Source organism: Olsenella sp. KH3B4 (assembly GCA_900111695.1).
Classification (GTDB): domain Bacteria; phylum Actinomycetota; class Coriobacteriia; order Coriobacteriales; family Atopobiaceae; genus Tractidigestivibacter.
Map to the genome: position 1 here is coordinate 277,850 of FOHD01000001.1, position 20,653 is coordinate 298,502.

Sequence of the window (20,653 nt, forward strand, 5' to 3'; positions counted from 1 at the left end):
TTGGTTGCAGTTTTGGTAAAGATTCTTATACGACATTGCCCCAGTAGTAATTCTCTGACCTGCTGTTTATCAGATTCGCAACCAGTTTATACTTGGGGTACCCCCAAAAAACCTACTCTCAACCGAAGATTCCTGCCATCGTGCGTTCGATGGACGCCAACAGTGGCAGAGCTCGTAGTGACAACGCCGAAGCCGCAAGCGCAACCGGAAAAAGCGGCTATCGTAGGGAGCGACAGGAAGCACAAAGGCCAGGAGGCGTGCGTGGATATTACAACCCAAGGTCTTGGCGGCGGGAATTCCGGTCTCGTCGAGGTTCGCAGGGCACTTGAGCCAGACCCTGCCCTCGTGGAGCGCGTGGATACAGACGAACATGTCTGGCAGGGTAAGATCTTCGCAGTGGACCACCTCTTGGTAGAGCTTTCCGATGGCTCGCACGCATGGCGTGAGGTGGTTCACCATCATGGCGGCGCAGGGGTCGTAGCCATCCGCGATGGCAGGGTGTGCCTCGTTCGCCAGTACCGGGTGGTGCTTGGCCGGGTAACGCTTGAGATTCCGGCCGGAAAGCTCGAGGGAGACGAGCAGGGCGAGAAGTGCGCCGCGCGCGAGCTCGCCGAGGAGACGGGGCTACACGCCGAGAAGCTCGTGCATCTCGCCACAGTACTGGGCTCTCCGGGCTTCACCGACGAGCACACCGAGGTGTTTCTTGCCCAGGGGCTCTCGCAAGGGGTCTCCCGCCCCGACGAGGGCGAAGTCCTGCGCGCTGTCTGGCTTCCGCTGAACGAGGTAGTACGCGCAATATCTGCGGGGCTCATCCAAGACGGAAAGACTGTCACGGGGGTTCTTGCCGCCCGGGCGCTACTTGGGGATGAGCCCACAGGCAACTTGCGCTAGAATGGCATGGCCGAAAAGGCGACGCTCCCTTAACTCAGCTGGATAGAGTAGCGGACTTCTAATCCGAATGTCGAGGGTTCGAATCCCCCAGGGAGCACCAGAAAGCAGCAGCCCAGGGCACGTGGTGCCCTGGGCTTTTTGTTTAGAGCGGCTTAAGCTCCACGCCACGCAAGAGAGAAGAGTCTCTCCCCTACTTCACTTCTGCAAGGTCGCCGCGGTTGAGCGCCTCCTCGTAGAGGTGCTTGAAGACCATGCTGCCATGCAGGCCGTCGTGCTCGAACTCGTTGGTGACCCAGGCATGGCTTGCGCCCACCCGCGAGAGCGTGTCCAGCTGAAGGCCAGAGTCCACATAGGCGTCATCGAAGTAGACGGCCGCCTGGAGCGGGACCTCGTTTCTCGCAAGCTGCTCCTGGTCGTAGAGATGGCCAAACTCGGTGTCGGCCATGAGAACGTCCATCGCGGGGGCAAACGGCGTGAGCGACGGATCGTCCTTGAACATCCAGGGGAACATCGCCTCGGCAAAGAGCATGAGGGGACGCGCGTCCTCGGAGAACTCCGGTCTGCTCGCCGCCTCGTGCGCCGCGGCCCAGTCTATGGGCGCGTTCAGCGTGCCGTCCGCATAGATGAACTCCTGGAGCGTCCAGTAGAGCGGGCTTGTGTACGAGGAGGTCATCGACTGGACCTGATCGAGGAAGCCACCAAAGAGGCGCACGTGGGAGGCGTCTCCGCCGGCCGCGGCAAGAGCATCGTCGCAGGAGCCGTCGCCATCGGAAAAGGCAACGTCGAAGAGGGCGTGCAGACGCTCGGGCGCAGGCTTCATACCAAGGCCACCCCCCACGAGCTGAAGTCGCCTCACCGAGAAGGGAGAGCCATCGGGCAGGGTCACGTCGCCTGCGGCAAGGCGGTCGGCCACGAGAGAAACGCGCTTCTCGTCCTCGGGATAGCGCTCGTAGTAGGCGCGGGTTTTGGCCACCATGCGCGGGAAGGTGTGCGCATAGACCTCCGCCGCGCTTGCTGGCACGTGGGGAATGCCACCGCAGGTAAAGCTTGCCGCAACACCAGACGGGAAGGCGGAGAGGTTTGCCAAGGTGAGAAACCCACCATAGCTTTGCCCCAAGGTAACCCACTTGCGACCGCCAAACTCGGTGAGGCGCAGGTACTCGAAGTCGCGGATGATCGAGTCTGCCATGAATCGCTTGAGGTAGTTGGCCTGGCATCGCGCCGGATCTGCACCATGAGCGGCGGCCTCGTCCCCCACGGCAGCGATGCGCGCACCGTCCACGCGCGAGGAGCGTCCGCAGCCACGCTGGTCGGGTAGAACCACGCGAAAGTGGCGCAGTGCCTCCTCGACCCATCCGTCACTCTGGGGCGAGAGGGGCCGAGGGCACGCACCTCCGGGCCCACCCTGGAGAAACACAATGAGCGGCAGGTCGCGGCCAACGTTCTCGGGCGAGCAGAGCACGCGGTAGAAGAGCTTGATGCTCTTGCCCACAAACGCAGGGTCGGGTTTCTCGGCAGCACCCTCCATGGCAAGCGCAGAGGGGTCATCCTGGTCCACGCCGGCAAGGGCAGCCGGGCTGGTGCCACGCCAGTCGAGCGGCACCTCGATGGAGTGGTCTTCCGCGTAGATGCCCGGAAGGTAATAGCTGGTAAGAAGCGCCATTCGAATCCCTCGCCCTAGAGCAGGTACTCTGCGATCTGGACCGCGTTGGTGGCAGCGCCCTTGCGGATCTGGTCACCGCAGCACCAGAACGCGAGCGAGTTCACGCCGTCCGGCGCCGAGAGGTCGCGACGGATGCGGCCAACGTAGACCAGGTCCTGGTCGGAGGTGTCAAGCGGCATGGGGTAACGCAGGTTCGCGGGGTCGTCCACGACCTTGACGCCAGGCGCGGCAGCAAGCGCCTCGCGCGCCTCATCGGGCGAGATGGGACGGTCAAACTCTGCCGTGATGGACTCCGAGTGCGAGCGCATGACCGGCACGCGGACGCAGGTGCAGTTCACGCGGACCTCGGGAAGGTGCATGATCTTGCGACCCTCGTTCTGCATCTTCCATTCCTCCGAGGTGTAGCCCTCGTCCTTGAAGGATCCAATCTGCGGGATAAGGTTCGCGGCCAGCTGGTAGGCGAAGGGGCTCGTGTCGCCCATCTCGCCGCCCTCGGCAACGACCTTCATCTCTCGCTGGAGCTCGGTGAGGCCGGGCATGCCGGCGCCAGAGGCGGCCTGATAGGTGGAGACGATCAGGCGACGCAGACCGGCTAGCTTGTGCAGCGGCCAGGTGGGCACGAGCCCGATGATCGTGGCGCAGTTGGGGTTGGCGATGATGTTGCGCGGGTGGTTGGCGATGTCCACGGCATTGATCTCGGGGATGACCAGCGGAACGTCGGGGTCGAGGCGGAAGGCGTGCGAGTTGTCCACGCATACCGCGCCACGCTTGGCCGCCTCGGGAAGCAGCGCCTTTGCGGTAGCGTCGCTCGCGGCGCCAAGCACGATGTCGGCGCCCTCGAACGCCTCGGGGGTCGCCTCGGCCACAGGCACGGCCTCGCCGTGGAAGGAGACGGTCTTGCCAACCGAGCGCGCGCTCGCGAGGGGAACGAGCTTGGCCACGGGGAAGTTGCGCTCCTCGAGGCACTGAATCATCTGCGTGCCAACGACGCCTGTGGCACCGAGAATGGCGACGGTCTTGTCTGCCATGATTGTGGGTCCTTTCTCTGCGTGCCCTTGAGGGCAGCGATGGGTTCTTTAGGCCTTCTCGGCCGAGACCATCTCGTTTCGAACAAAGCGCTCGTAGATGACCTTGATTGCGCGCTCGAAATCGGTGTTGTCAACGCCCAGGATGATGGAGATCTCCTCAGAGCTCTGGGTGATCATGCGGATGTTGATGCCGGCGTCTCCCAGCGCGCCGAAGATCTTGCCCGAGGTACCGGAGCGCCTGGACATGTTGCGGCCGACAACCGAGATGAGCGCCAGCTTGTCGACCATCACGATGTCGTCGGGCTTGATCTCGCGACGGATGTCGTTGACGATCGAGTAGATCTTGTCCTTGACGTCGGCAGCAGCAACCACAACGCCAAACGAGTCGACACCCGTGGGGATGTGCTCGATGGAGACGCCATAGCGCTCGAAGATGGAAAGCGCGCGAGAGATGACGCCGACCTCGTTGGACATGTGCGCCTTCTTGACGTGCACCGCCATGAAGTCCTTGCGGCCGGCGATGCCCGTGATCAGGTGCTCGTCCGCACCCGTCTCGGCCGTCTCGCGAATCGTGGTGCCAGCGTCCTGGGGACGGTTGGTGTTCATGATCTTGATGGGGATGTTGACCTCGCGCACCGGGAAGATGGCCTCCTCCTGGAGGACCGAGGCGCCCATGTAGGAGAGCTCGCGCATCTCGTCGAACGTGATGCGGCGAATGGAGCGGGGGTTCTCGACGATCCTGGGGTCTGCGGAGAGGAAGCCCGAGACGTCCGTCCAGTTCTCGTAGACGTCGGCATCGAGGCAGCGGGCGGCGATGGCGCCCGTGATGTCGCCGCCGCCGCGCTGGAAGAGCTTGATGGCGCCGTCGACGGTAGCACCGTAGAAGCCGGGCAGCACGAAGGCGCCGTTCCTGTGGGCGAAGTCCTTGAGGCGCACGGCGGTGCGCTCCATGTCCACGTTGCCGTCATGGTGAAACACGATGACGTCCGCGGCATCCACAAACGGAAGCCCCAGGTACTCGGCCATGATGTTGGCGGTGAACCACTCTCCGCGCGAGACCACGTACTCGGGCGAGTGCTTCTTGATGTTGGCGGCGAAGGTCTCGAACTTCTCGGCAACCGGCCACTTGACGCCCAGCTCGTCGGCAATGTCAATAAAGCGCTGCTCGATGTCGGCGAGAAGCGAGGTGCAGTCGACGTGGTACTCGATATGCGCGTTCACAAGAAGCAGAAGATCGGTGATCTTGTTGTCACCCGAGAAGCGCTTGCCCACGGCAGAGACAACCACAAAGCGGCGGTCGGGGTCTGACTCGACGATGGACTTGACCTTGCGGAACTGATCAGCGGTGGCGACGCTGGAGCCCCCGAACTTGCAGATCTTGATCATGTGAACCTCTCCTAGCTGTTCGCGGACACGGCCGCCATGAACGTGGTTGGGTCGGACTTCAGCGCCTCGTCAAGCGTGGCGCGCGCCTGGGTTGCGGTGAGGTCATCCACGATGACGGCACCCGGCTCGTAGAACGTCGCGCCGGGGATGGTGGCCTCGGTGCGGAACACGTAGGGCCCGTGAAGCATGGCAGGGTCATACGTGAGACCACGAGAGAAGTCGTAGGTAGGCCTCCTTCCGGCCACGCAGTCAAGGATGTCCTGGACGATGGCGTTGCCTGTGGGGAGGCTGCCCGCGCCCTGCCCGTAGAACTTGAGCTCGCCAATCGAGGGCGCGTCGAGCGTCACGAGGTTGAAGTTGGTGGGCACGTTTGCCTCGAGCGTGGAGGTGCTCACCGCAACGGGCTCGACCGATACGGCGTAGCGACCATCCGCCTGGACGCCGCGGCCAATGAGCTTGACCGTGAGGTCGCGGCTTCCAAAGAGGCTCAGGTCGTACTTGGTGAGGTTCCTGATGCCAGAGACGGGCAGGTCCTGCGTGCAAGCAACGTCAAAGGCAACTGAGGCAGAGATGATAGTCTTGTTGCGCACGTCGATGCCGTCGATGTCGGCAGTGGGGTCCCTCTCGGCAAAGCCAAGCTCCTGCGCCTTGCTCAGCACCTCGGCAAAGTCCGCTCCGTCCTTCAGCATGGAGTAGACAATGTAGTTGGTGGTTCCGTTCATGATGCCCGAGAAGGACTGGATCTCCTCGATGCGGCGCACCTTCTCGATGCTCGCAATCCAGGGAATGCCACCGCCCACGGAGGCCTCGATGAGAAGACCCACACCCGCCTTGGACGCGGCCTCGGCGAACTCGGCAAAGTGGGCAGCGACAACGGCCTTGTTCGAGGTCACCACGTGCTTGCCGGCATTGAGCGCCTGCAGGATGAAAGAGTGGGCGGGCTCGATGCCGCCCATGCACTCCACCACGAGCTCGATTGACGTGTCATCAACGATGTCCTGGTAGTCAGGGGTCATACGCGGGTCGGTGAGACGATCGGGCAGCTCGAGGATGCGAGCGACCTCGACCTCGGGCACGCGCTCCTCGATGATCTGAGCAACGCCGCGACCAACGGTGCCGTACCCCAGGATGGCTATCTTCATCGGCTTCCAATCTCTTTCAACTGTGTGTCGGCCCGTGCCGTGCGCCGCACGCCCATGCACGCTACCAGCTATCATACGAGCTGGACACGATACAAGGCCAAACAACGCAAGGAGCCGACCGTGGAAACGTTCTACCACAGCACCCGTTCGCGCGGGGAATTGGTAACAAGCAAGCAAGCAATTCTCGCCGGTCTGGCACCCGACGGGGGTCTCTACGTCTCTGACGCTCTTGGCTCGGAGAAGCTCGACCTTGCCCAGGTGTGCGCAAGCGGCTTCACCCAGACTGCCGAGCGCGTATTGGGAACTCTCCTGCCCGACTACACAGCAGAGGAGCTTGCCGGGTGCGTGAGCACAGCCTACGGTGCTCAGTGGGACACGCCCGCCGTGTGCCCTGTCACACCTTTGGGCTCAGACTGGCTCCTCGAGCTCTTCCATGGCCCCACCTGCGCCTTTAAGGACGTGGCCCTGCAGATGCTGCCGCAGCTCATGGGCGTTGCCCGTGAGGGAGACGGCCATGACGTGATGATCGTGACGGCGACCTCGGGCGACACCGGCAAGGCGGCGCTCGACGGCTTCTCCGACGTGCCACACACGGGCGTTTGCGTCTTCTATCCCTGGGGCAAGGTCTCCGACATCCAGCGCCTCCAGATGGTCACGCAGATTGGCGGCAACGTTGCCGTGTGTGCCATCCGCGGCAACTTCGACGACGCGCAGTCCGAGGTCAAGCGCATCTTCTCTAACCGTGACCTCGCCGAGCGCCTCGCCGCGCGCAACGTGGTGCTCTCGAGCGCCAACTCCATCAACGTTGGCCGCCTGGCTCCGCAGGTGACGTACTACTTCGACTCGTACGCCCAGCTCGTGCGCAAAGGCGCCATTGCCCGGGGCGACGAGGTCACCTACGTTGTCCCCACGGGCAACTTTGGCGACGTCCTTGCCGGCTACTACGCTAAGCGCATGGGTCTGCCCGTTCGCAGGCTGGTCGTGGCGTCGAACGCCAATGACGTTCTCACCGACTTCCTCACCACGGGTACCTACGACAAGCGCCGCCCGTTTGTGAAGACCATCTCGCCCTCCATGGACATTTTGGTCTCCTCCAACCTTGAGCGCCTGCTGTACTTTGCCTCCAACGGAGATACCGAGCTTGTCTCGTCCCTCATGGCAGACCTTGTCGAGAAGGGCGTCTACACCGTGCCGCCCGCCCTTCTCGCCAGCATTCAGGAGACCTTTGGCTGCGGGCGCGCGGACGACGAGATGGCGCGCGAGACCATCCGTGCCACGTGGGAGAATTGTCACAAGCTCATCGACCCGCACACTGCCGTGGCGAAGCACGTCATGGACGCGCTGCCGCAAGACGGCTCGGTGCGGGTGTGCCTCTCGACGGCAAGTCCCTACAAGTTCCCGGCAGACGTGCTGGGTGCGCTGGGGCTGGATGCCTCGGGCATGAACGGCTTTGCGAGCATGGACTCGCTCGAGCACGTCACGGGCACAACGGCGCCCGTACAGCTCTCGAGCCTGCGCGACGCCGAGAGCCTTCACGACAACGTGTGCGATCGCGACAAGATGGGCGCCTTCGTTGAGTCCGCGTGCGCAAGGATCTTCCTGTGAGCGCGGCGGAGGGCGGACAGGCGGCCGTTGGCAAAACCGTGCGCGTAAGCGTGCCTGCGACCTCGGCAAACCTGGGCGTTGGCTTTGACGTCCTTGGCCTTGCTCTTGACCTTTCCGCCGAGTTTGCCTTCGAGCCGTCAGACGCCCTGAAGATCGACGGGTGCGCGCCCGAGCTTGCGGGCGAGGACAACCTGGTGTGGACCTCGTACCTCTGCGGCTGCAGGGAGTTTGGCCTTGAGGCCCAGCCGCTCCACATCACCGAGTCTTGCACGATTCCCGCCTCCGGCGGTCTTGGGTCCAGCTCAACGTGCGTTGTGGCGGGCATTGCGGCGGCCCAGGCGCTTGCAGGGCTGCCTCTCGACCGAGAGCGCACGCTTTCTCTCGCCACCGCCATCGAGGGCCACCCCGACAACGTTGCCCCCGCCGTGATGGGTGGCCTCGTGAGCTCCTACGTCGAGGGGCCAACGACAGTTACCACGCGCTGGGTGGTTGCCGACAACCTGCGCTTTGTTTGCATGGCTCCCCCCTACCGCGTCCTCACCCGCGACGCGCGTCGAGCGCTTCCTGCCATGGTCCCCACAAGCACCGTCTCCTGGCAGGTGGGGCGCTGTCTCGCCATGGTGAGCGCCATGGCCAAGGGTGATGCGGACGCCATTCGCGCATGCTGCCACGACCGCATCCACGAGCCGTACCGCGCGCCCCTCATCCCCGACTACCAAATGCTGCACGACGTCGCCCACGAGAACGGCGCCTGCACGTTCCTCATCTCTGGGTCCGGCGCCACGATGATGGCGATTGCGGACGGAGACGAGCGCGCGGCAAGCGTTGCCCACGCCGTGAGCGAGGCCATGCCGCAGCTCTGGGTGCGCACGCTGCGCGCGAGCGAGCATGGCACCACCGTGCGCGTGGCGCAGTGAGACAAAGGGACAGTCCCTTTGTCTCACGGGAACGTCACGGTGATCTGGGTGCCCTTGCCTAGCTCGCTCTTGAGGTCAATCGTCGCGTCGTGGAAGGCAGCGGCGTGCTTCACGATGGCAAGCCCCAGGCCGGTACCGCCCCGCTCCCGGCTGCGGCCCTTGTCCACGCGATAGAAGCGCTCGAAGACTTTGGCCTGGTCCTCCTCGGGAATGCCTATGCCCGTATCACTCACGCGAACGCAGGGCTTACCATCCTGCGGCAGCACCCACACAAAGACGCTGCCGCCCTTGCGGTTGTAGCGAATGGCATTGGAGACGAGGTTGCCAACCAGCTCGTCAAGCAGGCGCGCGTTGCCCCTAATGGTAGTCGAGACGCCATCGAGCTTGAGCCTCACGCCGGCCTCGCGGGCACGCTGCTCGTAGCGCTGGCATACGTCAGTGGCAACGGAGAGCAGGTCGATGGGCTCAACGCTCCCAAAGAGCTGCCTGTCCCGGGTTCGTTCCGTCTCGTCGAGCTTCGAGAGCGTAAGGATGTCGCTCACCAGGGCAGAGAGGCGCTGGGCGTCGTCGTAGATGCGGCCCGCGAAGTTGGGAATGTCCTCGGGACGCACAATGCCGTCACGGATAAGCTCGGAGGCGCCAGAGATCGCAGCAATGGGGGTCTTGAGCTCGTGCGTCACATTTGCGGTGAACTCCCGGCGCATGTCATCGGCGCTCTGGACCTGGTCCATGCGCTCGACAAGGTCGTGGTGCTGCTCGTTCAGACGAGAAACCAGAGGCTCCAGCTCCACGTAGGGAGCCTTCGCGTCATCGGACTCCGGGTCAATCTCCAGGATGGGCTTTACCAGCCGACTTGCTATGACACGGGAGACAAACCACGCGACAACCACCAGGCACGCCACCACGATCGCAATAAGCACCAGGTCCTGACCCACGATGCGACCCACGCTGGAACGGTCAAGCCCCAGACGCACGACATCGCCGGTGGGAAGGCGCCGCGCATGGTAGAGGCTCACGTATCCCAGGGTGTCAGAGTCCCTGTCGGACTCACCCTCGCCGGTCTGGTATGCCTCGGAGATCTCGGGCCGGTCCGCATGGTTCTCGAGCGAGGCGGCATCGACCTGGGAATCATAGAGCACCGAACCGTCGGGAGCAACGAGCGTCACTCTCTCCTCGCCAAAGTCCATGGACGAGAGCGCGTCAATCTCCCCTGCCGAACTACCCGCATCATCGACAGCTGTGGCAACCACCGCGCACTCGCGCGAGAGCATGCCCCTCGCGTCATCAAGCGTCGCGGACTGGTAGAACACAGAGAGTGCCACGAGCACCGCGAGGGCAACCACAGAGCACGAGACCGCAAACGAAACGAAGACGCCCCTTCTCAGTGACCGCTGCCCTTGCGCGGTGCCAAAGCCCTTCTCACCCACGCGCGTCGCCTACCCGCGCATGCGGTAGCCAACGCCGCGAACGGTCTCGATGAGGTCCGAAGAGTCACCGAGCTTGGCACGAATCTGCTGCACGTGGACGTCAACCGTACGCGAACCCCCGTCAAAGTCCCAGCCCCAGACGCGCTGGAGCAGCGTCTCACGAGAGAAGACGACACCGGGGCTTCTCATGAGGAACTCGAGCAGGTCAAACTCGCGCATGGTGAGTGAGAGGGGCTTTCCGTCGATGGTCGCCTCGCGACGGTCCGGCCACAGGGTGAGGTTCTCGACGGAGAGTGCCTTGCGCTCGGGCATGTCCGAGGCACGGCCCGCGCGCCTGAGCAGCGCGCGCGTGCGACTCACGAGCTCCATCATGCCAAAGGGCTTGGAGAGGTAGTCGTCGGCGCCGCCGTCGAGAGCCCGCACCTTGTCGAGCTCCGAGTCCTTGGCGGTGAGCATCATCACGGGAACGCGGGAGAGCCCGGGCGTATGGCGCACGCGAGCCAGGATGTCGAGGCCATCGGCATCGGGAAGCATGATGTCGAGAAGAACGACGTCTGGCCTCCTCTCGGCGCACATGCGCCTGAATTCCGCATCATCGCTACAGCCGAAGGCGTCAAGGCCTGCTTGGCGCAAAGCATAAATTGTGAGTTCGCGAATGTTCTTATCGTCCTCGACGTAGTACACCACGCCCGAGACCGGTGCCGCCTTCTCTGGCATCGTCTTAATCCGTCCCTTCTCTTGTTCCTTCAAACAACGAGTTTAGTCGTCGGTCGGGATGGGGTCGACGCCCTTCTCGGTCACGTGCTCGCCAGTCACGCGGAAGATGGCCCACGAGGCAATGCGCTTGGCAAGGTCGCCAATGCGCTCGAAGTACTTGGCAACCATGAGCACCTCGGGCAGGTAGCGGGCAGAGGACTTGCCCTCGCGAATCTGCTGCACGAGCTTATCCGTCACGTCACCGTAGATGATGTTCACCTCGGCGTCCTGCTGGATGACCTCCTGCGCAGCGTTGACATCTGAGTTGCAGAAGGCGTTCACGGCCTTCTCGACCATCTTCGCCGTCGCCTCGGCCATCTCGGTGAACTCGTCGGTGAACTTGGACGTGGCCTTCTCGGGCACCTCCGCTGCCAGGAAGCTCGCGTCGCGGGTCATTCCGTCGATGTGAGAAAGGTCGGAGACGATTCTGAAGGATCCGGTGACAAAGCGCATGTCGTCGCCAATGAGGGGCTGCTGCAGGAGCAGGACGTCGAGGCACGAGGACTCGATCGAGTTGCGCAGGCGATCCTCCGCCTTGCGGCCGCGCACGAGACCCTCCTGCGCGCCCTTGTCGCCAGTGGCCGCAAGGCCGGTCGCGCGAATGTCCGCCGAGCACTTGTCCCTAAAGCGGACGAGAAGGTCCTCGATGTCTTTGAGCTGTGAGGTGAGCTTGGAGCGAGTCTGGATGGTCATTAGCTAAACCTCCCTGAGAGGTATTCCTGGGTACGGGTCTCGCGCGGGTTCGAGAAGAGCTCTGCCGTAGGAGCCTCCTCAATGAGCTGTCCGAGGTAGAAGAAGGCGGTCTTGTCGGCCACGCGCGTTGCCTGCTGCATGTTGTGGGTAACCACGACGACGGTATGGTCACGCGAGAGCTCGACCATGAGCTCCTCCACCATCGAGGTTGAGATGGGGTCGAGGGCACTCGTGGGCTCGTCCATGAGGAGGACGTCGGGGCTCGTCGCCAGGGCGCGTGCGATGCAGAGGCGCTGCTGCTGGCCGCCGGAAAGGCCAAGTCCACTCTGGTTGAGCTTGTCCTTGACCTCATCCCAGAGGGCGGCGCGAGTGAGGCAGCGCTCCACGATCTGGTCAGCCTCGTCGCGCGAGAGACGCTTCATGCGCGCGGGACCGTACAGGATGTTCTCGCGGATGCTCATGGGGAACGGGTTGGGGTGCTGGAACACCATGCCCACATGCACGCGAAGCGCGTTGGGGTCGGTCTTGAATATGTCGGTGCCCTTGAACTCGACCAGGCCCTCGGTGCGGACGCCCTCGACAAAGTCGCACATGCGGTTGAACGTGCGCAGGAGCGTCGACTTGCCACAGCCCGAAGGCCCAATGAAGGCCGTAGCTCGGTGCTCGGGGATATCCAGCGAGACGTCCTTGAGCGCCTGGAAGTCTGTGTACCAGAGGTTGAAGTGCTTCACGGAGATGACGGGAGAGACGTCCGCCACGCTCCTGTGCTCCGTTTGCGTGAACTCTTTCTCCATCATCAGCTCCATTAACCAAAGCGTCCGGACAGGTAGTCGGCAAGCCGCTGGTCATTGGGTGACGAGAAGATCTGCTTGGTCGTCCCCGTCTCGACCATGGTGCCAACATAGAAGAACGCGGTGCGGTCTGAGACGCGGGTGGCTTGCTCCATGTTGTGCGTCACGATGATGCAGCAGATGCCCGAGAAGGCGATGGACCTGATTGTCTCCTCGATGGAGTACGTGGAGATGGGGTCGAGTGCCGAGCACGGCTCGTCGAAGAGCACAACGTCCGGCTTCATGGCAAGCGTGCGCGCGATGCAGAGACGCTGCTGCTGGCCGCCAGAAAGGCCAAAGCCGCTCTGGTCCAGCTTGTCCTTCACCTCATCCCAAAGGGCAGCCTGGCGCAGGGAGGTCTCCACCAGCTCGTCGCCCTCCGCACGATTCTTGATGCGGCCGTGCCGCTTGGGCGCGAAGAGGATGTTCTCGCGAATGGACTTCCGGAATGGCGTGGGCTGCTGGAACACCATGCCAATGGACTTGCGCAGTTCGAAGAGGTTCTCCTCGGGGGTGTTCACATCATGGTCGTGGTAGTTGATCTCGCCCTCCACCACGCAGCGCGGGATCTCGCGGTTCATGAGGTTGAGGCAGCGCAGGTAGGTAGACTTGCCGCAACCCGAGGGGCCGATAAGGGCGGTCACCTGGCCAGCGTCAAAGGAGAGCGACGTTGGGTGCAGTGCCTCGTGCGTGTAGTCGTACTTGACCGTAACGTTCTTAGTGTAGAGGAGGGCGCTACCCTCGCCCGGAGTGGGTGTCATTGTCTCGTCCTCCGTCATTCGCTCGTCATCTTCTTGGCAAGCGCCTTGCCCAGGACGCGAGCGAGGATGTTGAAGAGCAGCACGCAGATGATAAGGACGGCTGCGGTGCCCCACACGATCTCGTCGTTGCCGGGGGTGGGCTCCATCTTGAGCTTCCAGATGTGGACGGCCAGCGTCTCCGCGGGCCTGAAGATGTTCCAGGGGTTGCGCGGGCTCGAGAGGTTGGCGCTCGCAAAGTTGATGTTCACAGCGGCCGAGCCGGAGGTGAAGATCAGGGCGGCCGCCTCGCCAAACACGCGGCCGGCGGAGATAACGATGCCCGTCACGATGGCCGGCATGGCTGCCGGCAGCAGTACGTGGCGCGTGGTCTCCCAGCGGGTGAGGCCCATGGCAAGGGCGGCGTCACGCTGGGAACGCGGGACGTCCTGGAGCGCCTGCTGGATCACGCGGACAAGGATGGGGATGTTGAACATGGTAAGGGCCATGGCTCCCGCGAGGATGGAGATGCCCCAGCCGAGCGTCACCACAAAGAAGAGCGAGCCAAACATGCCAACGACGATCGAGGGAAGGCTCGAGAGCGTCTCGATTGCGGTGCTCGCCGCCTTGGTGACCCAGTTGTCGGGCGCGTACTCCACGAGGAAGATGGCTCCGCCCAGCGAGATGGGCACGCTGATGAGCAGCGTGATGACGAGCATGTAGAACGAGTCGAAGATCTCGGAGGAGATGCCGGGGTTCTCGTCCGCAAGGGGTGATGTGGTGAGGAAGCCCGGTGACAGGGCCTTTCCGAGTCCCTTGAAGAGGATGAAGCCCACGAGCGAGGCGAGCAGCAGAAGAACGAAGGCAACGATGACGGTGAGGATGCCCGTCGCAACGCGGTCTTGCCGACCGATCTTCTTGACGTGCTCGTCGAGGTCGACGCCCAGGTCATTCCCGGCTCGTTTCGCAGAGGTCTCGCTAGCCACGGTTCTTCGCCCCCTTTGCACCAATCAGGTGAATGATGAGGATGAACAGCAGGGACATGGCCATGAGGAGAAGTCCCAGCGCCCAGAGGGCGTGATACTGCACGGAGCCCGTGGTGGCGTTCGAGAAGCCCGAGGTGAGGGCCGTCGTGAGCGTTGCCGCGGGAGAAAGGAGACCGGCAGGCATGACCTTCTCGACGCCACCAATGACCATCTGCACGGCGAGCGCCTCGCCAAAGGCACGGGTCATGCCGAGGATGACCGCTGTCATGAGCGAGGGCATGGCGCTCTTGAGGACAACGTGCCAGACCGTCTGCCAGCGCGTGCAGCCGAGGGCATACGAGCCTTCGCGGTACTCCCGCGGAACGGCAGCGAGCCCGTCGATGGAGAGCGTCGTGACCGTGGGGAGAATCATCACGGCGAGCACGATACCGCCCGAGAGGATACCCGCGCCGGTTCCCGCGGCGTCACCAAAGATGGCACGCATGGCGGCGTTGACCACCGTAAGGCCGATGAGGCCGTACACGACCGAGGGGATGCCCATCAGGAGCTCGACGAGCGGCTGGAAGATGCGACGCCCAAAGCCCGGCTGGACCTCCACGACGAAGATGGCGCTGCCGAGGGCTATGGGGAGCGTGAAGAGCGTTGCCAAGAGCATGACGCCGAACGATGTCACGATGAGCGGAAGCGCACCGTAGACACCATCCGAGGGAACCCAGCTCGTCCCCGTGAGGAACGAGAAGAAGTTGATGCCATCCACGAAGAAGGCGGAGAGTCCCTGCTGCGCGACCATAAAGATGAGCGTGACCACGACGAGAGCGACGAAGAGCACGCACGCGCCCGTGAGAGTGAGTCCCACCCCCTCGAGCTGCTTCTTTGGCATGAGACGTTTTGCCATGAGTTGCCTTTCTACCCGTACAGATAAGGGGCATTCGCACGCAAGCGCGGACGCCCCTTTGGTTTGGTCTAGAAGCTACGCGTTGGTGATGGCGCCAGAAGCGTCCTTCTTGACCTTCATGTCGCTCGCGGGGATGAAGCCCTGCTCCTCGACCATGCTGCCCTGAACCTCATCGGACATCATGTAGTCGATGAAGGCCTGGGTGACCTCGTCGGCGTCCTTGGTGTACATGTGCTCGTACGCCCAGATCTTGAAGGTGCCGTTGCACACGTTGTCAGCCGTGGCCTCAACGCCGTCTACCTTGAGGGCCTTGAACTTGGTGTCGTCGAAGTACGAGAAGGCGAGGTAGGAAATGGCGCCCTCGGTCTGCTGAATCTTCTCGACGACGGTGCCCGAGGAGTCCTCCTCGGCAACGGGCGCGAAGGAGTCGGGGGCCTTGTCGCCGCCGAGGACCGCGGCCTCGAAGGTGGCGCGGGTGCCGGAGCCAGCCTTGCGCTCGATGACCTGGATCTTGCCGGCGGTGCCACCGACCTCAGACCAATCGGTGATCTGGCCGGTGAAGATGCCCTTGAGCTGCTCGGTCGTGAGGTCGTCGACGTCGACGTTGGAGTTCACGATGGGGCCCATGCCAACAACGCAGACGGTGTTGTCGGTGAGGGCCTGAGCGTCAGAGGCGTCGAGCTTCTCCTCGGCAAAGACGTCAGAGCGGCCAATCTGCGCCTTGCCGTCACGGACGTCGGAGAGGCCCTGGCCGGAGCCGCCGCCGGTGATGGCGATGGTCACGTCGGGGTTCTCGTCCTCGAACTTCTTGGCAGCAGCCTCAACCAGCGGCTGGAAGGAGGTGGCGCCAGAGCAGTTCACCGTGCCAGAGAGGGTCTTCGCGCTGGAGTCGGAGGCGCTGGCGTCGGAGCTGCTCGAGCCACCGCAGCCCACCAGGCCCAGGCCAGCGAGAGCGACTGCAGTGCCACCTGCAAGCGAGAGGAAAGAACGACGAGAGAGACTATCGGACATGCTTCTCCTTCCAGAGGGTGTGACCACGCCGTCCCATTCCCCCGGCGGGTCTTTACACCATGCATGCTATGGGTTGGGAAGTCTCTCCCCTACCTCGGCGGAAAGGCATTACGACGCCCTGACCGCACATTACGTTACCCTTACATTTCTCCTGAGCAATTGTAAGCTCACGATATAACCGCAGGTAATAGACCTCATTCTTTGTAAGGCTCGGTGAAAGTCCCCGTCTGTTCCTGTTGTGTACGCACGGATACGCGCCTGATTGTGGTCATTTGTTAAGTACCTTGACGCTTGTTCGCTAAGTACCTAATGTTTTTTCTCGCAACATAGTACTTGTAGATGTGAGGAGAAATCATTACGCAAGAGATTCAGCAAATCGGAAGGTGCCGCCCCCCAAAGGAGCACAGCGCCTCCAAGGAGGCGCGCATCATGAGGGACCTTGGCTACTTTGGCCACTTCCTTCACCTTCACGCAGGGGGCCGCAGCGGAAAGCAGCACATGCTCGAGCGAATCTTGGACGAGGGGGGCATCGTGGGCCAACGCGAGCTGCAGGACACCGTCCCCATAAGCTCAGCCGCCCTTTCTGAGGTTCTCGCAAAGCTCGAGTCAGAGGGTCTCGTCACACGTACGCGGTCCCAGAGCGACAAGCGTCAACTTGACGTCTCCCTCACGCAAGCCGGCCAGGCAGAGGCCAAGGTATGTGCCGAGAAGCGCGCAAGATTCGAGGAGGAAGCCTTCTCGGTCCTCTCCGAGGAAGAGAGGACGCAGCTCCTTGAGGTCCTTGACCGGCTCATGGGGCACTGGCAGAAAATCGAGGAGAAAGACAGGGCGGTGGAAAAGTGAGCATACGCAAGAAGTTGAGAAAGACCCTGAGCAAGGGCGAGACGTCCTCGCTTCCCCAGTATGGCCTCAAGGAGATAGTCTCGACCCTGGCCGGGTCGCTCAGGGAATTCGGCAAGCCCGCCTGGGCAACGCCGTTTCTCGTCACCGGGGAGGTCGTGCTCGAATGCGCGATTCCGTTCGTGACGGCCCAGCTCATCGACGCCCTCGCGCTCGGAGGCGGCATCTCCGCAATCGCCGGGCACGCGGCGGTGCTCATCGTCATGGCACTCGCCTCGCTCGCCTTTGGTACCGCAGCTGGTGTCACCTGCTCGATTGCGGCGACGGGCCTTGCCAAGAATCTCAGGCACGACGTGTTCCACAAGATTCAGGGCTTCTCGTTCTCCAACATCGACCGGTTCTCCACGAGCTCACTCGTGACCCGTCTTACGACCGACGTCACCAACGTCCAGCAGGCGTACATGATGATCATCCGCATGGCTATCCGCTGCCCGCTCATGGCGGTCTTTTCGGTTGTCATGGCCTTCATCTCGGGCGGCCCCATGGCCGTGATCTACGTGATTGTCGCCTTTGTCCTTGGCTGGGGCATCTTCAAGATCGCCCTCACCGTGATGCCCATCTTCCGTCGCATCTTCAGGAAGTACGACCGCCTGAACGACTCTGTGGAGGAGAACGTCCAGGGCATTCGCGTGGTGAAGTCCTACGTCCGCGAGGACCACGAGAAAGATAAGTTCAACGAGGCATCCGGCACGCTCTACCACGATTTTGTTCACGTCGAGCGCATCCTGGCGTGGAACCAGCCCCTCATGACGCTGGCAATCGACGTCATCTACACCTTCGTCATCTTCTTCGGCTCTCAGGCAATTGTGTCCAGCCAGGGACAGCTCATGGGCGTGGGCCAGCTCTCCGCGCTCATCACCTACGGATTCTCAATGCTCATCAGCCTCATGATGCTCTCGATGGTCTTCGTGATGATCACGATGGCCGACGAGTCTGCGCGACGCATCTGCCAGGTCCTGCGCGAGGAGCCCGATCTCAAGAACCCCGAGAACCCCATCATGGAGGTCCCGGACGGCTCCATCGACTTCGACCACGTGAGCTTTGAGTACTCCGCCAAGGCCGATCGCATGGCACTCGATGACATTGACCTTCACATCAAGAGCGGTGAAGTCATCGGCATCATTGGCGGCACGGGTTCCTCAAAGTCGACGCTCGTACAGCTCATCTGCCGCCTCTATGACGCAACCAGGGGGACCGTGCGCGTTGGTGGCCGAGACGTTCGCGACTACGACCTCGATACCCTACGCAACCAGGTGGCGGTCGTGCTCCAGCGAAACGTCCTCTTCTCGGGCACCATCAAGGACAACCTCCGCTGGGGTAACCCCAACGCAACCGACGAGCAGATGCTCGAAGCCTGCAGGCTCGCACAGGCAGACGAGTTCATCCAGCAGTTCCCCAAGAAGTACGACACCTACATCGAGCAGGGCGGCACCAACGTCTCGGGCGGGCAGAAGCAGCGTCTCTGCATTGCGCGCGCCCTGCTCAAGAACCCCAAAATCCTGATTCTCGACGACTCCACGAGCGCCGTGGACACCAAGACCGACCGCCTCATCCGCGAGGGATTCAAGAGCTTCATCCCCGAGACCACCAAGGTCATCATCGCCCAGCGCACCAGCTCGGTTGAGGACGCTGACCGCATCGTGGTAATGCGCGATGGGCACATCGACGCCGTGGGCACGCACGAAGAGCTGCTGCGAACCAACGACATCTACCGCGAGACGTACACCACGCAGAACAAGCAGTCGCACGACGAGGCCATGGAGTCCATATCCAAGGACGCCGTCAAGCCCCAGAAGGAGGCGAACAATGAGTAAAGAGAAAGGCCAGGAAATGAAGTCTCCTTCTGAGCAGGCAACCGAGCCCAGGCGCACCGACGGCCCCGGCCGCGGCCACGGCGCCGCAAACCCCGGGGAGACGCTCAGGCGCACGCTGGCACTCACCTTCCACTACTACCCCGTTCACGTGACCGTGCAGGTGCTCTGCATTCTCACCGCCTCGATCCTCTCGTCACTGCCCTCTGTCTTCATGCAGCAGGCAATCGCGGTGGTGCAGGAGTTCGTGGGCACGGGAGACTGGGGGGCGGCGCAGGTCCAGATCACACACATCGTCTTGGGCCTCATTGGGTGCTATGTGGTTGCCCTGGGCGCGAACATCGCTCAGGCGCAGCTCACGGCCGTGATCTGCCAGGGCACCCTCATGAAGGTCCGCAACCAGATGTTCGACCACATGGAGGACCTGCCCATCCGCTACTTCGACACGCACAAGCACGGCGACATCATGTCGCACTACACCAACGATGTGGATACCCTTCGCCAGCTCATTGGCGTTGCCGTGCCGAACCTCATCACCATGCTCACGGCGATGATCTCGGTTCTCGTCATCATGCTCTGGTACTCGGTGCCCCTGACGCTCGTGGTACTTGCGATGGTCGTCCTGATGGTCGTGATCACCCGTGTAATGGGTGGGCGTTCGGCTCACTTCTTCCTCGCCCAGCAGCGTGCGCTCGCTGCCGAGGAGGGCTTCGCCGAGGAAGCCATGAACGGCCAGAAGGTCATCAAGGTCTTCACGCACGAGGCTGCCACCGAGAAGGGCTTCGACGAGGTCAACGACGAGCTCTTCGATGCCTCCAAGCGAGCGAACATCTATGGCAACACGCTTGGCCCCATCCTCATGAACATGGGCAACCTCTCCTACGTGGTAGTTGCACTGGCTGGCTGCGCCATGCTCGCCGCGGGAACGCACAACCCCTCCATCGCGGGCGTCGCACTCTCCATCGACATCGTGGTGCCGTTCCTCAACCTCACGAAGCGCTTCTCTGGCTCCATTGGCCAGGTCTCCCAGCAGATTAACTTCGTGGTTATGGGCCTTGCGGGCGCCGAGCGCATCTTCTCGCTCATCGACGAGAAGCCCGAGACGGACGAGGGCTACGTCACCCTGGTCAACGTGCGCAAGAACGCCGCAGGCGAGCTTGAGGAGTGCCCCGAGCGCACCGAGAGCTGGGCATGGAAGCACCCCCACCACGACGGCACCGTCACCTACACACCGCTTGCCGGTGACATGCGCCTCTTTGACGTGGACTTTGGCTACACGCCCGACCACACCGTCCTCCATGGCATCTCGCTCTACGCCAAGCCTGGTCAGAAGGTGGCGTTTGTCGGAGCGACCGGCGCGGGCAAGACGACGATCACCAACCTTCTCAACCGCTTCTATGACATTGCCGACGGCAAGATTCGCTACGACGGCATCAACATCAACAAGATCAAGAAGGACGACCTGCGTCGCTCACTTGGCATGGTCCTTCAGGACACCAACCTCTTTACCGGCACCGTCATGGACAACATCCGGTACGGGCGTCTGGATGCCACCGACGAGGAGTGCATTGGCGCCGCAAAGCTCGCGGGCGCGGACAGCTTCATCCGGCGCCTGCCGGAGGGCTACGACACGATGCTCACCGACAACGCGGCCCAGCTCTCGCAGGGTCAGCGTCAGCTCCTCTCCATTGCGCGCGCGGCAGTCGCGGATCCGCCGGTAATGATTCTGGACGAGGCAACGTCTTCCATCGACACGCGCACCGAACAGATTGTGCAGCGTGGCATGGATGCCCTCATGTACGGACGCACCACGTTTGTGATCGCGCACAGGCTCTCAACCGTGCGCAACTCCGACGTGATCATCGTGCTTGACCACGGCCGCATCATCGAGCGCGGCACGCACGACGAGCTCATCGCAAAGCACGGCACGTACTACCAGCTCTACACGGGCGCTTTCGAGCTGGAGTAGGCGCTT

Annotated in this window: 18 protein-coding genes and 1 tRNA gene; 7 read left to right on the top strand and 12 right to left on the bottom strand. The window is 62.7% G+C overall.

The annotated features are described in order from the left end of the window. Positions 1 to 261 precede the first annotated feature (261 nt). Together BMX94_RS01275 and BMX94_RS01280 are read left to right on the top strand one after the other, a co-directional pair. A complete protein-coding gene (locus BMX94_RS01275; protein ID WP_091002599.1) occupies positions 262 to 891 on the top strand; it encodes an NUDIX hydrolase in 630 nt (209 codons plus the stop codon). Positions 892 to 914: 23 nt separating this feature from the next. Then, positions 915 to 991: transfer RNA gene (locus tag BMX94_RS01280), tRNA-Arg, on the top strand. A gap of 90 nt (positions 992 to 1,081) precedes the next feature. Here BMX94_RS01280 and BMX94_RS01285 read toward each other — a convergent pair. From BMX94_RS01285 to BMX94_RS01300, 4 genes are read right to left on the bottom strand one after another with little or no spacing between them, the layout of a single operon-like run. Continuing rightward, entirely contained in the window at positions 1,082 to 2,554 is a 1,473-nt protein-coding gene (locus BMX94_RS01285) for an alpha/beta fold hydrolase (RefSeq protein ID WP_091002600.1), read from the bottom strand. Between the two features lie 14 nt (positions 2,555 to 2,568). Continuing rightward, a complete protein-coding gene (locus tag BMX94_RS01290; RefSeq protein ID WP_091002602.1) occupies positions 2,569 to 3,582 on the bottom strand; it encodes an aspartate-semialdehyde dehydrogenase in 1,014 nt (337 codons plus the stop codon). Positions 3,583 to 3,630: 48 nt separating this feature from the next. Beyond that, entirely contained in the window at positions 3,631 to 4,968 is a 1,338-nt protein-coding gene (locus tag BMX94_RS01295; RefSeq protein WP_091002603.1) for an aspartate kinase, read from the bottom strand. An 11-nt stretch (positions 4,969 to 4,979) separates the two neighbouring features. Further along, positions 4,980 to 6,110 carry a homoserine dehydrogenase gene (locus tag BMX94_RS01300; protein WP_091002605.1) on the bottom strand — a complete coding sequence of 377 codons (1,131 nt, stop codon included), beginning with the start codon at positions 6,108 to 6,110 and terminating at the stop codon, positions 4,980 to 4,982. Between the two features lie 120 nt (positions 6,111 to 6,230). On the opposite strand from BMX94_RS01300, the gene thrC reads away from it, so the two are divergent. Further along, positions 6,231 to 7,715, top strand: a complete 1,485-nt coding sequence (gene thrC, locus BMX94_RS01305) for a threonine synthase (protein WP_091002607.1) — start codon at positions 6,231 to 6,233, stop codon at positions 7,713 to 7,715. Beyond that, on the top strand, positions 7,712 to 8,632 hold the full coding sequence (thrB, locus tag BMX94_RS01310; RefSeq protein WP_286159975.1) for a homoserine kinase: 921 nt from the start codon (positions 7,712 to 7,714) through the stop codon (positions 8,630 to 8,632). The genes thrC and thrB overlap by 4 nt, the downstream gene beginning before the upstream one ends. A gap of 23 nt (positions 8,633 to 8,655) precedes the next feature. Here thrB and BMX94_RS01315 read toward each other — a convergent pair whose 3' ends face one another. The 8 genes from BMX94_RS01315 to BMX94_RS01350 all read right to left on the bottom strand — a co-directional run bounded on the left by BMX94_RS01315 (position 8,656) and on the right by BMX94_RS01350 (position 15,967). Continuing rightward, entirely contained in the window at positions 8,656 to 10,059 is a 1,404-nt protein-coding gene (locus BMX94_RS01315) for a sensor histidine kinase (protein ID WP_091002612.1), read from the bottom strand. A gap of 9 nt (positions 10,060 to 10,068) precedes the next feature. After that, complete coding sequence (locus tag BMX94_RS01320; RefSeq protein WP_218138430.1) at positions 10,069 to 10,776, bottom strand: response regulator transcription factor; 708 nt, start codon at positions 10,774 to 10,776, stop codon at positions 10,069 to 10,071. A gap of 42 nt (positions 10,777 to 10,818) precedes the next feature. Continuing rightward, positions 10,819 to 11,508 (bottom strand): phosphate signaling complex PhoU family protein, encoded by a 690-nt coding sequence (locus tag BMX94_RS01325; RefSeq protein WP_091002615.1) that lies wholly within the window; start codon positions 11,506 to 11,508, stop codon positions 10,819 to 10,821. Then, positions 11,508 to 12,302: a phosphate ABC transporter ATP-binding protein PstB gene (pstB, locus tag BMX94_RS01330; RefSeq protein WP_091002870.1), complete on the bottom strand. Its 795-nt coding sequence runs from the start codon at positions 12,300 to 12,302 to the stop codon at positions 11,508 to 11,510. Before pstB ends, BMX94_RS01325 begins: the two co-directional genes overlap by 1 nt. A gap of 11 nt (positions 12,303 to 12,313) precedes the next feature. Then, complete coding sequence (locus tag BMX94_RS01335) at positions 12,314 to 13,099, bottom strand: phosphate ABC transporter ATP-binding protein (protein ID WP_286159976.1); 786 nt, start codon at positions 13,097 to 13,099, stop codon at positions 12,314 to 12,316. A gap of 14 nt (positions 13,100 to 13,113) precedes the next feature. Next, the gene (pstA, locus tag BMX94_RS01340) at positions 13,114 to 14,061 is read right to left on the bottom strand and encodes a phosphate ABC transporter permease PstA (RefSeq protein WP_091002620.1); all 948 of its coding nucleotides are present in this window, start codon (positions 14,059 to 14,061) and stop codon (positions 13,114 to 13,116) included. Continuing rightward, positions 14,054 to 14,956, bottom strand: coding sequence for a phosphate ABC transporter permease subunit PstC (gene pstC, locus BMX94_RS01345; protein WP_091002621.1), 903 nt, complete (start codon positions 14,954 to 14,956; stop codon positions 14,054 to 14,056). The genes pstA and pstC overlap by 8 nt, the downstream gene beginning before the upstream one ends. 75 nt (positions 14,957 to 15,031) lie before the next feature. Further along, positions 15,032 to 15,967, bottom strand: a complete 936-nt coding sequence (locus BMX94_RS01350) for a phosphate ABC transporter substrate-binding protein (RefSeq protein WP_091002623.1) — start codon at positions 15,965 to 15,967, stop codon at positions 15,032 to 15,034. Positions 15,968 to 16,396: 429 nt separating this feature from the next. Here BMX94_RS01350 and BMX94_RS01355 point away from each other — a divergent pair, with 429 nt between their 5' ends. From BMX94_RS01355 to BMX94_RS01365, 3 genes are all read left to right on the top strand, one after another. Further along, positions 16,397 to 16,810, top strand: coding sequence for a MarR family winged helix-turn-helix transcriptional regulator (locus BMX94_RS01355; protein ID WP_091002625.1), 414 nt, complete (start codon positions 16,397 to 16,399; stop codon positions 16,808 to 16,810). 74 nt (positions 16,811 to 16,884) lie between these two features. Further along, complete coding sequence (locus BMX94_RS01360; protein WP_091002871.1) at positions 16,885 to 18,681, top strand: ABC transporter ATP-binding protein; 1,797 nt, start codon at positions 16,885 to 16,887, stop codon at positions 18,679 to 18,681. Then, a complete protein-coding gene (locus tag BMX94_RS01365) occupies positions 18,674 to 20,647 on the top strand; it encodes an ABC transporter ATP-binding protein (RefSeq protein WP_091002627.1) in 1,974 nt (657 codons plus the stop codon). Before BMX94_RS01360 ends, BMX94_RS01365 begins: the two co-directional genes overlap by 8 nt. Positions 20,648 to 20,653 lie beyond the last annotated feature (6 nt).